The following is a 16962-nucleotide window of genomic DNA, read 5'->3' on the forward strand; positions in this document are numbered from 1 at the left end:
TGGCACACCCGTCGGGGGTCCTCCCTAGACTGTCGATGTGGTGGACGACGACATCGACCAGGACATAAGTCTCTCCGACGCGGCCGACGAGGTGGAGCGCCTCACGATCCGCATCAACGAGGCGCGTGACGCGTACTACGAGCGCGACACCGTCATCATCTCCGATGCCGAATACGACCAGCTCATGCATCGGCTCGAGGCGCTCGAACGCAGCTACCCCCAACTGCAGAGCCAGGACAGCCCCACGCTGACCGTCGGCGGCCGCGGCGAGACCACGCTCTTCGCGCCCGTCGAGCACGCCGAGCGCATGCTGAGCCTCGACAACGTGTTCTCGCCGGGCGAGCTCGCCGAGTGGGCGGTCCGCGCCGGGGCGGCCGCGGGCAGGCCGGTGCACTGGCTGTGCGAGCTGAAGATCGACGGCCTCGCGATCAACCTGCGATACCGGAACGGGCGACTCGTCACGGCAGCCACTCGCGGCGACGGGCGCGTCGGCGAAGACGTCACCGAGAACATCAGGTGGATCCAGTCGATCCCCACGAGATTGGCCGGCACGAGGCATCCGCCGCTCGTCGAGGTACGCGGCGAGGTCTTCTTCCCCGTGGCCGCATTCGACGAGTTGAACGCCAAGCAGGCGGCGGCCGGCGAGCGCGAGTTCGCGAATCCGCGCAACGCCGCGAGCGGGTCGTTGCGTCAGAAGGCCGAGGGCAAGAACGCCGCCCAGCTCGAGCTCATGCGCGATCGCCTCGGGCGACTCCGCATGCTCGTGCACGGCATCGGCGCCTGGCCGAATCCGCCCGTCGCGTCCCAGTCCGAGGTCTACGCGCTGCTGGCCGGCTGGGGGCTGCCCACGAGCTCGTACGTCCGCGTGCTCGACTCGGTCGGCGCCGTGCAGGAGTTCATCGCCCACAACGGCGAGCACCGGCACGCCGTCGAACACGAGATCGACGGCATCGTGGTGAAGATCGACGAACTCGCGTTGCACGACGAGCTCGGCGCCACCAGCCGCGCGCCGCGCTGGGCGATCGCCTACAAGTACCCGCCAGAGCAGGTGAACACGAAGCTCCTCGACATCGTCGTGAGCGTGGGTCGCACCGGGCGCGCCACGCCGTTCGCCGTCATGGAGCCGGTGCGCGTCGCAGGGTCCGTCGTGCGCCAGGCGACCCTGCACAATCAAGAGGTCGTGAAGGCGAAGGGCGTGCTCATCGGCGACACGATCGTGCTGCGCAAGGCGGGCGACGTCATCCCCGAAGTGCTCGGCCCCGTCGTCGAGCTCCGCGACGGAGACGAGCGCGCATTCGTCATGCCGACGGGGTGTCCCGAGTGCGGCACGACCCTGCGGGCCATGAAAGAGGGCGACATCGACCTGCGGTGCCCCAACGCGAAGAGCTGCCCCGCTCAGGTGCGCGGCCGCGTCGAGCACATCGGCTCGCGGGGAGCGCTCGATATCGAGGCCCTCGGCGAGGTGTCCGCCGCGGCGCTCACGCACCCGGCGGTCCCGAGCGAGCCGCCCCTTCCCACCGAGGCCGGCCTCTTCGACCTCACCGTCGCCGACCTCTTCCCGATCGAGGTCGTCGTTCGCGACGTCGAGACCGGGCTTCCGCGTCTCGATGACGACGGAATTCAGGTCTATCGCGCGCCGTTCCGTCGCCAGCGCAAGCGCACCGGCAAAGACGCCGATCCGCCCTACGACTCCGATTCCGCCGAGTTCGCCGGCGACGCGGCGAATGTGCCGTCGAAGGCGGCGTACGAGCTCGTGGCCAACCTCGAGCTCGCGAAGACGAAGCCACTCTGGCGCATCCTCGTCGCCCTCAACATCCGGCATGTCGGCCCCGTCGCGGCCCGCGCACTCGCCGATCACTTCGGCTCTCTCGACGCGATCCGGTCGGCCGGTCGTGCAGAGCTCGCCGAGGTCGACGGCGTCGGGCCGACCATCGCCGATTCGGTGCTCGAATGGTTCGACGTCGACTGGCACGTCGAGATCGTCGAGCGCTGGGCCGCCGCCGGCGTGCAGTTCGCGACGCCGGGTCATCCGGGCCCGGGTGCGGCGGCGGCCGGCGGTGTGCTCGCGGGAGTCACCGTCGTCGCGACCGGATCGCTCGACGGCTACTCCCGTGAAGGCGCGCAAGAGGCGATCATCGCCGCGGGCGGCAAGGCGGCGTCGAGCGTGTCGAAGAACACCGACTTCGTCGCAGCCGGCCCGGGCGCCGGTTCGAAGCTCGGCAAGGCCGAGGCGCTCGGCATCAGGGTGATCGACGCCGCGCAGTTCGCGGTGCTCGTCACCCGCGGGCCCGCTGCGCTCGACGAGTGACCGAGACATGGGGGACACATGGCAACGAACGACGAACATGAGTCTGGGCAGGGCACCGGCGAGCAGGGCGACGGCGAGCAGGGGGACACCGCCGAGCAGAATGAAACCGCCGAGCTGGGCGGCTCGACGAGACGCGATTTCCTGAAGTTCGGTGGGGTCGCCGCAGCCGGGGCCGTCGTCGGGGGCGGCGCCGGAGCCGCCATCGGGGGTGCGATCGGGCACTCGCTCGGCTTCGCCGAGGTCGCCGGCGACTTCACGCCCCTGAGCGCGCGGGCCGAGGCGGGCTTCGACCATCTCATCGTCGTGATGGGCGAGAACCGCTCGTTCGACAACCTCCTCGGTTGGCTCTACTCGAGCGACGACCTCACCGACGGCCGCCGCTTCGATGGGCTCGCGTTCGGCGACTACGGCAACACCGCACCCGACGGCACGCGCGTGGCGGCCCACGTCTACCAAGGCGCGACCGACGAGATCATGGGGCGACCCGATCCCGATCCGGGTGAGGAGTTCCCTCACGTCAACACCCAGCTCTTCGGCACGATCGACCCCGTCACGAACGCCGAACTCTTCGTCGAGCACATGGAGGCGCCGTTCAACGCCCCGAAGTCCGGGAGCACGCCGACGATGGATGGGTTCCTCACCGACTATCACGTGAACTACGCGAGGCTGAAGAAGGGCGTCCCGCCCGACCCGGCCGAGGCACGCCAGATCATGGGATCGTTCTCACCCGAGATGCTCCCCGTGCTCTCCACGCTCGCGCGCGAGTTCGCCGTCTTCGACAGCTGGTTCTGCGCCGTGCCCTCGCAGACCTTCTGCAACCGCTCGTTCTTCCACGCGTCGACCTCGCACGGGTTCGTCACGAACAAGCACGGCGGCGGCTACGACAAGTGGCTCGACGCCCCGGCGACGCCGACGATCTTCAACCGGCTCGAAGACGCGGGCATCAGCTGGCGCATCTACTTCGACGAGCTCCAGCTCGTCTCGTTCACGGGAGTGCTGCACGCATCGGTGCTCGAGCAGTACTGGCGCACCGAGCGCTTCGCGACGATGCAGCAGTTCTACGCTGACGTGAACAACGGAACGTTGCCGGCCTACGCGTTCATCGAGCCGCGCATGATCTACAACCACAACGATTTCCACCCCCCGTTCGGCAAGTTGAAGGAGAGCGACGTCGAGGGGCAGGACGTCATCGACAGCGCGATCTCCGATGTTCGCGCAGGCGAGGCCCTCATCCACGAGATCTACTCCTCGGTGAAGGCCAGCGCCTCGTCGACGGGCTCGAACGCCCTGAACACCCTGCTCCTCATCACGTTCGACGAGCACGGCGGATGCTATGACCACGTCGCACCCCCGGCCGCCACGCCGCCCGACGACGGCCCCGCCGGCGAGATGGGCTTCACCTTCGACCGGCTCGGATGCCGCGTGCCGGCCATCGCGGTGTCCGCCTACACGCGGGCGGGCACGATCGTGCACGACGAGCTCCACCACGCCGCGGTCATCGCGACCCTCAGCAGGCTGCACGGCCTGAAGCCGCTGACCCGGCGCGACGACGGTGCGAACGACCTGTTCGGTGCCATCAACCTCGACGCCCCGCGGCATCCGCTCACCTGGCCCACGACCACGCCGCAGTACCTGCCACCGAACCCGCAGGCAACCGCACCCCACCCTGCCCACGCCCATAAGGACAAGCCGCTGAGCCCGCCCGCCCGTGGGCTCGTCGGCCTGCTGCTCGCGCGGTATGCGCCGGGCACACCCGAGCCCGAGACGTTCGGCGAGGCCTACGAACTGCTCCACAAGCACGGGGAAGGGCTCTTCGGCGCGCCCCGATAGAATCGGTGCATCCCATCCCGAACCGACGGAGCAGCATGTCCGAAATCAATGCGGAGCAGGTCGCGCATCTCGCGAACCTCGCGCGCATCGCGCTCACCGACGAAGAGATCGAGCACCTCACGAAGGAGCTCGCGCAGATCATGCACGCCGTCGAGCAGGTGAGCGAAGTCGCCACCCCCGACGTGCCGCCGACGAATCACCCGATCCCGTTGAAGAACGTGTTCCGCGACGATGTCGTGGGGCACACCCTCACGGTCGACGAGGCCCTCTCGGGTGCGCCCGAGTCCGATGGAAGCCGGTTCGTCGTCTCGGCGATCCTGGGGGAGGAGCAGTGAGCGAGCACCTCATCCGGCTCACGGCCGCAGAGCTCGGCGCGCGCATCGCCGCCGGCGATGTGTCGTCCGTCGAGGCGACGCGAGCGCACCTCGACCGCATCGCCGCCGTCGACGGCGCCGTGCACGCGTTCCTCCACGTCGAGGGCGAGCGGGCCATCGAGACCGCGGCCGACCTCGACCGCCGCCGTGCCGCCGGCGAGGCCTTCGGCCCGCTCGCGGGCGTGCCGATCGCGATCAAAGACGTGCTCGTCACGAAGGGCATGCCGTCGACGAGCGGCTCCCGCATCCTCGAGGGGTGGATCCCGCCCTATGACGCGACGCCCGTGCAGCGGGTGCGCGACGCGGGCCTCGTGCCCCTCGGCAAGACCAACATGGACGAGTTCGCGATGGGCTCGTCGACCGAGCACTCCGCCTACGGTCCCACCCACAACCCGTGGGACCTCGAGCGCATCCCCGGCGGCTCGGGCGGCGGCTCCGCGGCATCGGTCGCAGCCTTCGAAGCGCCCATCGCGCTCGGCAGCGACACGGGCGGCTCGATCCGCCAGCCAGCCCATGTCACGGGCACCGTCGGCGTGAAGCCCACGTACGGCGGGGTCAGCCGCTACGGCTCGATCGCCCTCGCCTCGTCGCTCGACCAAGTCGGCCCCGTCTCACGCACGGTGCTCGATTCGGCGCTCCTGCACGACATCATCGGCGGCTACGACCCGCTCGACTCCACGTCCATTCCCGAGCCGTGGCCGTCGATGGCCGAGGCCGTCAGGCGAGCGGATGTCTCGGGCCTGCGCATCGGCGTCGTGAAGGAGCTCGACTCCGACGGCTTCCAGGCCGGCGTGCGCTCCCGCTTCCACGAGGCGCTCGCGTTGCTCGAGCGCAATGGAGCCGAGATCGTCGAGGTGAGCGCGCCGCACTTCGAGTACGCGGTCGCCGCCTACTACCTGATCATGCCCGCCGAGGCCTCGTCGAACCTCGCGAAGTTCGACTCCGTGCGCTTCGGCCTGCGGGTCACGCCCGACGGCGGCGGCACGGTCGAGCAGGTCATGGCCGCCACGCGTGAAGCCGGCTTCGGCCCCGAGGTCAAGCGCCGCATCATCCTCGGCACCTACGCACTCTCGGCCGGGTACTACGACGCGTACTACGGAAGCGCCCAGAAGGTGCGCACGCTCGTGCAGCGCGACTTCGACGCCGCGTTCACGACCGTCGACGTGCTCGCCACGCCCACCGCGCCGACGACGGCGTTCAAGCTCGGCGAGAAGCTCGACGACCCGCTGGCGATGTACCTGAACGACGTCGCCACGATCCCCGCGAACCTCGCCGGCGTGCCCGGCATCTCGCTGCCCGCCGGCCTCGCCCCCGAAGACGGACTGCCCGTCGGCATCCAGTTCCTCGCTCCCGCGCGCGAGGATGCGCGCCTCTACAACGTGGGCGGCGCGCTCGAGCAGTTGCTGCTCGCCGAATGGGGCGGGCCGCTGCTCGACCGGGCTCCCGACCTCTCCCGACATGAGCTCTTTGCGACCGAGGAGGGCGCACTCTGATGGCGCGTGCTGAACTGATGGACTTCGACGCCGCCCTCGAACTGTTCGAGCCGGTCATCGGCCTCGAGGTGCACGTCGAGCTGAACACGAAGACGAAGATGTTCTCGGCCGCGCCGAACCCCGCGAACGCGGAGTTCCACGTCGCCGACCCGAACACGCTGGTCACGCCGGTGTGCCTCGGGCTCCCGGGCTCCCTCCCGGTCGTCAACGGCCAAGCGGTGCGGTACTCGATCAGCCTCGGTCTCGCGCTCGGCTGCGAGATCGCGCCGTCGAGCCGCTTCGCGCGCAAGAACTACTTCTACCCCGACCTCGCGAAGAACTACCAGATCTCGCAATACGACGAGCCGATCGCGTTCGACGGCTCCGTCGAGGTGGAGCTCGAGAACGGCCGCAGCTTCACGGTGCCGATCGAGCGCGCGCACATGGAAGAAGACGCGGGCAAGCTCACGCACGTGGGCGGGTCGACCGGCCGCATCCAGGGTGCCGAGTACTCGCTCGTCGACTACAACCGCGCCGGCGTTCCCCTCGTCGAGATCGTCACGCGACCGATCATCGGGGCCGAGGCGGATGCCCCGGCGCTCGCGCGTGCCTATGTGGCGACGATCCGCGACATCGTGCGCTCACTCGGCATCTCCGAGGCCCGCATGGAACGCGGCAACCTGCGTTGCGACGCGAACGTCTCGCTCCGTCCTCGCGGGCAGGAGAAGCTCGGCACGCGCACCGAGACGAAGAACGTCAACTCGATGCGGTCGGTCGAGCGTGCGGTGCGGTACGAGATCCAGCGCCAGGCGGCGATCCTCGCGAAGGGCGGCTCCATCATCCAGGAGACGCGTCACTGGCACGAAGACACCGGCACGACGAGCGCCGGACGGCCCAAGTCCGACGCCGACGACTACCGGTACTTCCCCGAGCCCGACCTGCTGCCCGTGGTGCCGACGCGCGAGCTCATCGAAGAGCTGCGGGCCTCGCTGCCCGAGCCGCCCGCCGCGCGGCGCCGTCGCCTGAAAGACGAATGGGGCTTCACCGACCTCGAGTTCAAAGACGTCGTGAACGGCGGACTCCTCGCCGAGGTGACCGAGACGATCGCGGCCGGCGCCTCGCCTGCTGCCGCTCGAAAGTGGTGGACCGGCGAGCTCACGCGCGTCGCGAACGCCGAGGGTCGAGACGCAGCCGAGCTCGCGACGCCCGCACAGGTCGCCGAGCTCGCAGCCCTCATCGAATCCGGAGTGCTCACCGACCGGCTCGCCCGCCAGGTGCTCGAGGGCGTCGCCGCCGGTGAAGGCTCCCCGCAGCAGATCGTGGAGGCACGAGGCCTCTCCGTCGTGTCCGACGACGGTGCGCTCATCTCCGCGATCGATGACGCGCTGGCCTCGCAGCCCGACGTGCTCGCGAAGATCCGCGATGGCAAGGTGCAGGCCGCAGGCGCCGTCATCGGCGCGGTCATGAAGGCGATGCATGGCAAGGCGGATGCCGCTCGCGTGCGTGAACTCGTGCTGGAGCGTGCTCAGGGCTGATACGACGCCGGCGCTTCAGACGCTTTCGGCTGCGGAGGGCGGTTCGCAACCGTCTCGCCGGGTCACGGCACTCGGGCCGCGCTCGCGCAGGCGTGCACGGTGCGGGCTCAGGAGCAGCACGGCCGCAGCGAGGATGAGCGCGCTCGATGCCGCGACCGCGAAGGGGAGTCCGAAGACGATCACGCCGAACGACGGGATCACCATGAGTCCGGCCGCGAGCCCGGTCGACCGATCCGATGCGCCGGAGACGGGAGCAGCTGGAGTCCGTTCCAACCCGCCGAGCAGCATCGAGATCACGGCGAGCACGCCGACCATGACGAGGAAGATCAGCGGCCTCGTGAGCCACCAGGCAGCCGAACCGGATGCCGGGGTCGGCAGCGGCGTGAGCAGGAGGAGGCCGACGATCAGCGCGAGCACCGGCAGGTGCCACAAGTAGATCGTCATGAGGCGCGAGCCGACCGTCGCCACGACGACCTGCACCGGCCGCACGGCCGTCAGGCGTTCCAGCGCCGGATGCGCGAGCACGAGCAGGCAGGTCTGTCCGACGGCGAGCGCGACGATCGCGAAGGTCGGCGGATACAGGTTCGCCAGCATGTTGCCGGGATATCCGACTGCGACGAGGCCGAACAGCAGCAGGTAGGCACCGGCACCGATTGCGGCGATCGTCGCGCGGGACCTGGCGCGGAACCATCCGTCGGCGATCCAGAAGCCCAGCTGCTGTGCGAACAGCCAGACGAACGTCATGTCGAGCATGCCGAGCGCCTCGATGCCGGTGGCGAATCGCAGGACGTCGCAGAGGGCCGCGCCCGCCGCCAGGATGGCGATGGTCCGCCAGGGAGCCCGGGCATGGAGGATCGCGAGCCCTGGGAGGTAGGCCTGGGCGAAGGCGTACGCTGCGAGGAACCAGAGCGGCGACGAGATGCCGAGGCCGATGAGCCGGATCGCAGCAGGGTCGACGCCCGTGAGGTGCATCACGAGCACGGCCACCGCGAGCGCTGCGAACAGGGCGATCGACGGGCGCGCGAGCCGGAGGATGCGTGACCGGATGAAGTCGGCCGCAGTTCCGCCCGAGGCAGCCAGGCGTCGCCAGGCGCCGATCCCGGCGAAGCCGCCGACGACGAAGAACAGCGGCATGATCTGGGCGATCCACGAGACCGGGCCGATCCAGTCCGTCTCGAGCAGCGGCCGCTCGATGACGAGTCCGCGGCCGGGGACCACCATTGCGCCGACCATGAGCATGTGGCCCACCACGACGACGGCGACGCAGAGCACGCGGACGAGATCCATGACGGGATCGCGCGCGATCCCTCCAGGTACGAGGCCCGCGGAATACGATGCGCTCGACTCGCTCACGGCTCCTCCGACGTGGCACTGGCTTGCCTACTGCCAGTGTGGCACGAACCCGGCGCAGGGAACCGGTGGCGCGCGTGAACGGAGGGGAGTGAGCGGCGGCCGGCGTCGAGGGCATCCCGGACTCACAGTCGGCTCAATGCTCGCGACCGTATATTGGGCGTCCCCTGACACCGAGTGAAGAGGACATCATGGGCTTCCTGGACCGCCTGTTCGGAACATCCGATGACAGAGCTGCGCAGCCGGCGCGACAGGTGCCGCCGGCGCCGCTGAGCGAGGATGAACTGGCCATCGAGCGCTATCGCTACCTGCTGCGCACTGCTCCGCCCGAGTCGATCGAGGCGGCGCACGCCGAGGCGTTCGCGAAGCTCACTCCAGAGCAGCGCGCAGAGGTCTACCGCACGCTTGCCGAGCAGGCGCCGCTCGGTGAACGCATCGTGTCGGACGAGCCGTCCGCGCTCGCCCGTGCCGCCACGCGCGCCGAGATCCGCTCCCCGGGAACCATGGAGCGCACCTTCGGCGGCGCGAACGCCGCCGACGGCCGCGGCAACATGGGTGGCCCGTCGTTCGGCTCGATGTTCGGCGGTTCCATGCTCGGCGCGATCGCCGGCGTCGTCGTGGGTTCCGCGATCGCCCAGGCGTTCCTGCCCGACGCGTCATCGGTCGATGCCGGTGCCGACACGGGTGAGAGTGGTGCCGATGCCGGTTCGGCGGATGCATCCGGTGCCGACGCCGGTTCTGCGGATGCATCCGGTGCCGACGCGAGTGGGTACGACGGCGGCGGTTCCGACGGGGGAGGCGGATTCGGCGACTTCGGCGGCGGCGATTTCGGTGGTGGCGGCGATTTCGGTGGTGGCGGCGACTTCGGCTTCTGAGCAGGGCGAGCACGCCCGGGTGATGCAGAAGCCGATGACGGCGGCACGGGCTAGGGTCGCAGCATGAGCAAGCAAGACGGCTCGTCGCGTCAGGTCACGACGGGCCCCGTCGACGACTCGGCGACGCCGATCCTGCACGTCGACATGGACGCATTCTTCGTCTCGGTCGAGCTGCTCACCCGACCCGAGCTGCGTGGCAAACCCGTGCTCGTCGGCGGCACCGCCGGTCGCGGCGTCGTGGCCGCCGCGAGCTACGAGGCGCGTCGATTCGGCGTGAACTCGGCAATGCCGATGTCGATCGCGTTGCAACGCTGCCCGAACGCCATCGTGCTCCGCGGCGACTACGCGAGCTACGCGAAGTACTCCAACCAGGTCATGGCGATCTTCGAGCAGCTCACGCCACTGGTCGAGCCGCTCTCCATCGACGAGGCGTTCCTCGACGTGTCAGGTGCCAGGCGCCTGCACGGGAGTCCGGCCGAGATCGCGTGGACCATCCGTGAGCGCGTGCGTGCCGAGACCGGGCTCACCTGCTCCGTTGGGGTCGCGGCGACCAAGTACGTCGCGAAGGTCGCGTCGAGCCGCGCGAAGCCCGACGGCATGCTCGTCGTACCGGCCGCCGACACGGTCGCCTTCCTGCATCCGCTGCCGGTCTCGGCGTTGTGGGGCGTCGGCCGGGTCACCGAGGAGTCACTGCTGCGACTCGGGCTCCGCACCGTCGGCGACGTCGCCACGATGCCGCATGACGCGCTCCAGCGGGCGGTCGGCCCGGCGCTCGCCGCGAGGCTCGAGCGGCTCGCGAACGGCATCGACCCGCGCGACGTGCACACGACCCGCGTCGAGAAGAGCATCGGCCACGAGAACACGTTCGGCTACGACCTCACCGATCCCGACGACATCCGCCGCGAGCTGCTCCGCCTCGCCGACAACGTCGGCGTACGGCTGCGCAAGGCCGGCCTCGTCGGCCGCACCGTGGTGCTGAAACTCCGGTACGGCGACTTCCGCACGGTCACGCGGTCCCGCACGCTGGCCGAGCCCACCGATGTCGCGCGCCGCATCTACGACGAGGCATCCGACGCGCTCGCCGAGCTCATCGGCGACGGGCAGCGTATCCGGCTCATCGGCGTGCGCGCCGAACACCTGCAGGTGTCGGGCAGCGGTGCGATGCTGTGGGACCCCGACGAGGAGTGGCGCGACGCCGAGCGCACGATCGACGAGGTCACGGCGAAGTTCGGCAAGGGCTCGGTGCGTCCGGCGACCCTCGTCCGACGCAAGGGCGAGCGAGGCGAGCGGGGCGAGGCACGTGGTGAGCAGCCGCGCCCCGGTGGTGACGACGACGCGTCGACCGCGGCGGCAGGATGGGGCTGGTAGGCCGCGGCATCCGCGAGTAGCGTTGCCCGCATGGCTGAACTCGTACTGGAACTTGCACAGACCGTCGCCGGCGTGGGCGTGAAGACGTCATACGGAGAGACGCTCGACATCGACGGCACCAAGGTGGTTCCGGTGGCGCTCGGATACTACGGCTTCGGCGGTGGCGGTGGGAGCGATGAGAAGGGCGACCAGGGCAGCGGAGGCGGTGGCGGCGGCGTCTCCATTCCAATCGGCGCATACATCGGTCGCGGAGGCGACGTGCGCTTCGAGCCGAACCTCATCGGGCTCATGCTCGTGGCGACGCCGCTCGTCTGGGTCACGGGCAAGGCGCTGAAGGTGGTCATCCGGGCGCTCAAGCGCTGACACGCCCCGCGGAGCCGAGCGTGCCGGCGACGTGGTGCTGACGCACGGCGTCATCCGAGTTGCCGTTCACGGTCAGGCGACGAGCTCTGCGGCGTATACTCGATATCGAACACGGGAGTCCGGTGAGCCGGGCTGAGAGGAAGGTTCTCAACCTTCGACCGTCGAACCTGATCTGGGTCATGCCAGCGCAGGGAGGGCATCACATCTCAATCCCGTGCCTCTTTCCACGAATCGAAAGGGCACGACAGTGCACGCAACCGTCGCCGAATCCGCCATCACATCCGGCGGTCGCCGCTTCCGCTGGCGCGTCGTCGACATCGTCGTCGCAAGCGTCATCGGCGTCGCCGTCGGAGTCATCTTCTGGGCTTGGGGCGTCGCCTGGGGCCCCGTCTCGGCACCGATCGAGGCGCTCCTGCCCGGGCTTCAAGCGGCTCCCGCAGCCGTCTGGCTGATCGCCGGCGTGCTCGGCGCGCTCATCATCCGCAAGCCGGGCGCCGCGCTCTACACCGAGCTCGTCGCCGCGATCATCTCCTCGCTCATCGGCAGCCAATGGGGCGGTCTCCTCACGATCGAGGCCGGACTCGTGCAGGGCCTCGGCGCCGAGATCGTATTCGCCCTGTTCCTGTACCGCTACTGGCGCCTGCCCGCCGCGCTCCTCGCAGGTGCCGGCGCCGGGCTCGCCATGGCGATCAACGACCTCGTGCTCTGGTACGCGGGCGCGGCACCTGCGTTCGCCGTCGTCTACACCATCTCGGCAGTCGTCGGCGGCGCGATCATCGCCGGGGGGCTGTCGTGGCTCGCCGCACGCGGACTCGCCAGGTCCGGCGCGCTCGGCCGCTTCGCCTCTGGCCGCGAGATCCGAGCGTCCTGACATGCGCACCGGCGAGCCCGTCGCCGATGCCCGCCCAGTGGAGATCCAGGCGCGGCGATGGGGCTGGCGGCACGGGGGCCGGCGGGACGCCGCGATCGCCGGCCTCGACCTTCGCATCGCGCCGGGGGAGCGGGTGCTCCTGCTCGGGGCATCCGGCTCCGGCAAGTCCACGCTGCTGCACGGTCTCGCGGGTGTGCTCGGCGGTGACGAGGACGGCGAGTCGAGGGGCGAGCTGCTCATCGATGGGCGACCGCCCGAGGCATCCCGAGGCCGATCGGGTCTCGTGCTGCAGGATCCTGACAGCCAGCTCGTCATGGCGCGGCTCGGCGACGACGTCGCATTCGGTCTCGAGAACCTCGGCGTGCCCGCAGATGCCATCTGGCCGAGGGTTGCCGATGCGCTCGACGCGGTCGGTTTGCGGCTGCCGCACCCGCACTCCACCGCGAATCTCTCGGGTGGCCAACGGCAGCGTCTTGCGCTCGCTGGAGTGCTGGCGATGCGACCTGGCCTGATCCTGCTCGACGAGCCGACGGCGAACCTCGATCCCGACGGCGTGCGAGAGGTGCGCGATGCGGTGGCCAGGGTCGCCGATGAGAGCGGCGCGACACTCGTCGTCATCGAGCACCGGGTCTCGGTATGGCTGCCGGTCGTCGACCGCGTGGTCGTGCTGGGGCAGGGAGGTCGGCTCATCGCCGACGGTCGCCCGGCCGACGTCCTCAGCGATCGCGGCGGAGAGCTGCGTGCGGCAGGCGTCTGGCTTCCGACGGATGTCCCGTGGCGCGCTCACGCGCCGGGCTCGGCGCCCCCTGAGCCGCTCATGGCCACCGCGGCGCTCGATGTCGCGCGAGTGCCGGGCGACCCGGTGCAGCGCGGGATCGACACGCGCGTGGACGCCGGCCGCATCCTCGCCGTCACCGGCCCGAACGGTGCGGGCAAGTCGACGCTTGCACTCACCCTCGCAGGACTCGTGCGGCCCGACGGCGGTGAGCTCGCTGCGCGCGCGGCACTCGCCGGCGACCTCGGCTCCGAGCCGTGGAGGTGGCGTTCGCGCGACCTGCTCACGCGCATCGGCACGGTCTTCCAGAACCCCGAGCACCAGTTCCTGACGGGGAGTGTGCGCGCCGAGCTCGAGGTGGGACCGCGGGCGCTCAAGCTGTCGTCGCGCGAGCGCACGACACGGGTCGACCGAATGCTCGACGCGCTTCGCCTCGACCCCCTCGCCGACGCGAACCCGTTCACCCTCTCGGGGGGCGAGAAGCGCCGGCTGTCGGTGGCGACGGTGCTCGCGAGCCGCCCCCGCATGCTTGTGCTCGATGAGCCGACGTTCGGTCAGGACGCGAACACCTGGCGCGAGCTCGCCCGCCTCATCGTCGAGCTCCGCGATGAGGGCGTCGGCGTCGTCGCGGTCACGCATGACGAGACCTTCGTCGAGGCCGTGGCCGACACGCGCCTGGTCCTCGCCGCTCCGTCGGACGACGGCGATGAGCGAGTCGGCAGTGCTTCTGCGCCGCATGGTGACAGCGCCTCGCAGGGCACGCAACGCGGGGTCCGCGCATGAGCATCGGCATGGTCCGCCCCGACCTCCCGCTCGCCGCCGTCAATCCGGTCGCGAAGGTCGCCGCGACGATCCCGCTCAGCATCGCGCTCGTGCTCACACTCGACCCGGTCTCTGCGGGGGTTGCGATCGTGTGCGAGCTGATCGTGTTCATGGCGATCGGGCTCGGGTCGCTGCTCTGGTCTCCACGCACGCTTCCCGTGTGGATCGCAGCTCCACTCACGGGCCTCAGCATGGTGCTCTACGGTGCGCCGTCCGGTGCGACGTTCTGGGAGTTCGGGCTCATCCGGATCAGCGAAGGATCGCTCGAGATCGGCCTCGCGACCATGACCCGCGTAATCGCGATCGCGTTGCCCGCGGTCGTGCTCTTCCTCACGATCGATCCGACCGACTTCGCCGACGGCCTTGCCCAGACGCTCCGGTTGCCGGCGCGATTCGTGCTCGGCGCCTTGGCGGCGCTCCGGCTCGTCGGATCGAGCATCGACGACTGGCGCACGCTCGCTCTCGCGCGCCGTGCGCGCGGCGTAGCCGACCGCGGCGTCATCCGTCGCTCCCTCGGCCAGGCTTTCGCGCTGCTCGTGCTCGCCATCCGCCGCGGCAGTACCCTCGCCACCGCGATGGAGGCGCGCGGATTCGGAGCTTCCGCCGAGCGCACATGGGCGCGCCGTGTGCACTTCGGCGGCACCGAATGGGTCGTGATCGCAGTCGGATGCCTCGTTGCCGCTGTATCGGTCACCGCGGCAGTGGTCACGGGTAGCTGGAACCTTGTCTGGTCGTGACCGGCCGGTGCGTACGCCCGAGCCGGACGCCGCCGCCGCCCCTGACACGTCTGTCGCCGAGCGCCCTGACCCCGATCTCGAGCCGATCGTCGCGGCTTCGGCGGTGCGCGGCATCCTCGCCTCGGTGCGGGGCCGCCGCGCGCCGATCGTGCTCATCGACGGGCCGAGTGGCGCCGGCAAGAGCACGCTCGCGGATGCCGTGCTCGAGCGGTGGCCGGGTCCGGCGCCGTCGCTCGTGCGCCTCGACGATGCGTACCGGGGCTGGAACGGGCTGGCTCGCGCCGGATCCGACCTCGCCCGAACTCTCGTTCCGCCGCTCCGTCGAGGCGGTGTCGGTCGCTGGATCCGCTGGGACTGGGTGGCCGATGCTCCGGGCGCCCTCGAGCGACGACGTCCCGGCCGTGCGCTCATCATCGAAGGGTGTGGGGCTTTCGCAGCGGGTGCGCTCGCGCCTGATGCGGTGCACGTGTGGGTCGCGGCGCCCGACGCCCTCCGTAAGCGCCGTGCGCTCCAACGTGACGGCGGCCGGTACGACCCGTTCTGGGCCATCTGGGAGCAGCAATGGCGGCGGTACGTGCATCGCACGGCCCCAGAGCGGCGGGCGACGGTTCGTGTGCGCCGCACCGATGACGGCCGCCTGGAGCCGGCGTCTGCACAAAGCGCGCCGTCTGCCGTGGCGCGGGCGTGAGCGATACGGTAGTCACATGAGTGCAGACACCGTGGGTGCACAGTATGTCGCGGAGTTCCTCGACGGGCCGCTCGAAGGAGAGTTCGAGCATCGCGTACTCGTCGGCGGCAAGCCCGAGTCACGAGTCGGCATGTTCGCCGCGGTCGACGGCCTCGAGTCGGTGTTCTGGTACGACGCAGTCGAGCAGCGCGAGGTGAACGGCCAGCTTCGCGTGCGGTTCCGCTTCGACGCCGACGACTCAGATCCGGCGCAGTCCGACGTCGAGAACGACTGAGGCATCCGGCGCAGCATCAGCCGTGCGGAGAGCGAATCGATGCCCGTTCATCGCTCCTGGTCGGCGATGAACGCCGAGATGAGTTCGACCGGGTGGCTCAGGCGCCACAGCGGGCCTGGATCGCGGATGTCGGCGCTGAGCTCGAGCGGTGACGCGATCTCGCCCGTGGCCGTCGGCACTGCCACGCGGCCGACGTTGCGGCCCTTCGCCGCGGTGGCGAACGGCTCCACCGTGACGGATGCCGCGCCGAGCGCAGCGCCCCAGGCGACCGCTGTGCGCGTGGTCGACGCCACGAGCTCACCGCGATCGCCCCACGGAGCCTCGACGTCGGCGTACGTCGTTCCCGACGTGATCACGGTGACCGGTTGCGCTACGGCCTTCGTGGATTCGAGCGCGGCGAGCACCGCCGGGTCGAGGGTCTCGTAGTCGGGCATGCGGAGCATGGCGCCGACGATCCGCCGTGGTTCGTCGCCCTCGGCGGCGGGAGTCTCGGCGGTGAAGAGCAGGCAGAGGCCTGCCTGATCGGTGAAGCTGCGGGAGATCGAGCGCACGCCTTCGTTGCCGAGGTGGGCGGCGATGTCGGGCACGTTCCGCGCGCCCGGAACCGGAGTCGCAGACCCTTCGAACATCTCCGCGATCTCGGTGTCGGCGAGGGCGAGTGCCACGAGCCGCGTCAGCTCCTCGGCCGTGCCGACGTTCTCGCCCGAGAGCCCGGTCGCATCGTCGACCCGGGTGGACTCGAATCCGTGTGCGGCGAGCCAGTCGTTCGCCGCCACGACGTACGGCTCGACGCCGCCGAACGCCCAGCGCACGAGCGTGTCGGCGTGGTTGTTGCTCGATGCGAGCAGCACAGCTCGCACGACGTCGCGCTCGGTCCAGGTCTCGCCGGGCGACACCTGCAGGGTGCGGGAGCCCTCGCCCGAGTACTTCAGGTAGTCGGTGTAGTCGGCCGGGCCGATGGGGATGCCGGGTCCGGCCCCGTCGTCGGGCAGGGGCAGGGATTCGAGGGTCGCGAGCACCGCCACGAGCTTCGCCGCGCCGCCGATCGGCACCACGCCCGCCTCGCCACCGAGAGCGAGGGTCTCGGCTGAGCCGTCGTCGCCGATGACGGCGAGCGCGTTGGCGCCGGTGTCGGACAGCACGATGGGAGCGGCGGGCTCGCCCGCGGCATCCGCAGCACCTTCGACCTTCACGGTGACGTCGGGGAGGGGGCCGAGGAGCATCGCCGGGCCGTAGACGCCGATGCCGAGGATTGCGAGCGCACCGACGACGATGCCGACGATGCGGCCGGGGGCGAGGCTCATGGATTCAGCGTATCCC

The 16962-nt window shown here is 70.3% G+C and carries 15 protein-coding genes and 1 riboswitch; of the genes, 13 read left to right on the forward strand and 2 right to left on the reverse strand.

Going from position 1 to position 16962, the window contains the following annotated elements; translation table 11 throughout:
- The first annotated feature begins 37 nt into the window (after positions 1–37).
- From ligA to gatB, 5 genes are read left to right on the forward strand one after another with little or no spacing between them, the layout of a single operon-like run.
- A complete protein-coding gene (gene ligA / locus J7E25_RS11715; protein WP_374196218.1) occupies positions 38–2308 on the forward strand; it encodes an NAD-dependent DNA ligase LigA in 2271 nt (756 codons plus the stop codon).
- A gap of 18 nt (positions 2309–2326) precedes the next feature.
- Positions 2327–4138: an alkaline phosphatase family protein gene (locus tag J7E25_RS11720; protein ID WP_214870314.1), complete on the forward strand. Its 1812-nt coding sequence runs from the start codon at positions 2327–2329 to the stop codon at positions 4136–4138.
- Between the two features lie 35 nt (positions 4139–4173).
- The gene (gene gatC, locus J7E25_RS11725; RefSeq protein ID WP_214870315.1) at positions 4174–4473 is read left to right on the forward strand and encodes an Asp-tRNA(Asn)/Glu-tRNA(Gln) amidotransferase subunit GatC; all 300 of its coding nucleotides are present in this window, start codon (positions 4174–4176) and stop codon (positions 4471–4473) included.
- Positions 4470–6005 (forward strand): Asp-tRNA(Asn)/Glu-tRNA(Gln) amidotransferase subunit GatA, encoded by a 1536-nt coding sequence (gatA, locus tag J7E25_RS11730; protein ID WP_214870316.1) that lies wholly within the window; start codon positions 4470–4472, stop codon positions 6003–6005. The genes gatC and gatA overlap by 4 nt, the downstream gene beginning before the upstream one ends.
- Positions 6005–7519, forward strand: a complete 1515-nt coding sequence (gene gatB, locus J7E25_RS11735; RefSeq protein WP_214870317.1) for an Asp-tRNA(Asn)/Glu-tRNA(Gln) amidotransferase subunit GatB — start codon at positions 6005–6007, stop codon at positions 7517–7519. Before gatA ends, gatB begins: the two co-directional genes overlap by 1 nt.
- Before the next feature lie 15 nt (positions 7520–7534).
- Here the strand turns inward: gatB and J7E25_RS11740 are convergent, their stop codons facing one another.
- Positions 7535–8872 (reverse strand): acyltransferase family protein, encoded by a 1338-nt coding sequence (locus J7E25_RS11740; RefSeq protein ID WP_214870318.1) that lies wholly within the window; start codon positions 8870–8872, stop codon positions 7535–7537.
- A gap of 188 nt (positions 8873–9060) precedes the next feature.
- Here J7E25_RS11740 and J7E25_RS11745 point away from each other — a divergent pair, with 188 nt between their 5' ends.
- The 8 genes from J7E25_RS11745 (at position 9061) to J7E25_RS11780 (ending at position 15642) form a co-directional block, all read left to right on the forward strand.
- Positions 9061–9744 carry a hypothetical protein gene (locus J7E25_RS11745; RefSeq protein ID WP_214870319.1) on the forward strand — a complete coding sequence of 228 codons (684 nt, stop codon included), beginning with the start codon at positions 9061–9063 and terminating at the stop codon, positions 9742–9744.
- Positions 9745–9807: 63 nt separating this feature from the next.
- Entirely contained in the window at positions 9808–11112 is a 1305-nt protein-coding gene (locus J7E25_RS11750; RefSeq protein WP_214870320.1) for a DNA polymerase IV, read from the forward strand.
- Positions 11113–11142: 30 nt separating this feature from the next.
- Positions 11143–11475, forward strand: a complete 333-nt coding sequence (locus J7E25_RS11755) for a hypothetical protein (RefSeq protein WP_214870321.1) — start codon at positions 11143–11145, stop codon at positions 11473–11475.
- 101 nt (positions 11476–11576) lie between these two features.
- A riboswitch (TPP riboswitch) is annotated at positions 11577–11686 on the forward strand.
- Between the two features lie 36 nt (positions 11687–11722).
- Positions 11723–12346, forward strand: a complete 624-nt coding sequence (locus tag J7E25_RS11760; protein ID WP_214870322.1) for an ECF transporter S component — start codon at positions 11723–11725, stop codon at positions 12344–12346.
- A 1-nt stretch (position 12347) separates the two neighbouring features.
- Positions 12348–13904, forward strand: a complete 1557-nt coding sequence (locus tag J7E25_RS11765; RefSeq protein WP_214870323.1) for an ABC transporter ATP-binding protein — start codon at positions 12348–12350, stop codon at positions 13902–13904.
- Positions 13901–14680 (forward strand): energy-coupling factor transporter transmembrane protein EcfT, encoded by a 780-nt coding sequence (locus J7E25_RS11770; protein ID WP_214870324.1) that lies wholly within the window; start codon positions 13901–13903, stop codon positions 14678–14680. The genes J7E25_RS11765 and J7E25_RS11770 overlap by 4 nt, the downstream gene beginning before the upstream one ends.
- Positions 14667–15368 carry an ATP-binding protein gene (locus J7E25_RS11775; RefSeq protein WP_214870325.1) on the forward strand — a complete coding sequence of 234 codons (702 nt, stop codon included), beginning with the start codon at positions 14667–14669 and terminating at the stop codon, positions 15366–15368. The genes J7E25_RS11770 and J7E25_RS11775 overlap by 14 nt, the downstream gene beginning before the upstream one ends.
- Before the next feature lie 16 nt (positions 15369–15384).
- Complete coding sequence (locus tag J7E25_RS11780; RefSeq protein WP_214870326.1) at positions 15385–15642, forward strand: hypothetical protein; 258 nt, start codon at positions 15385–15387, stop codon at positions 15640–15642.
- A gap of 47 nt (positions 15643–15689) precedes the next feature.
- Here the strand turns inward: J7E25_RS11780 and J7E25_RS11785 are convergent, their stop codons facing one another.
- On the reverse strand, positions 15690–16946 hold the full coding sequence (locus J7E25_RS11785; protein WP_214870327.1) for a hypothetical protein: 1257 nt from the start codon (positions 16944–16946) through the stop codon (positions 15690–15692).
- Positions 16947–16962 lie beyond the last annotated feature (16 nt).

The organism is Agromyces sp. ISL-38, assembly GCF_018613935.1.
GTDB lineage: Bacteria > Actinomycetota > Actinomycetes > Actinomycetales > Microbacteriaceae > Agromyces.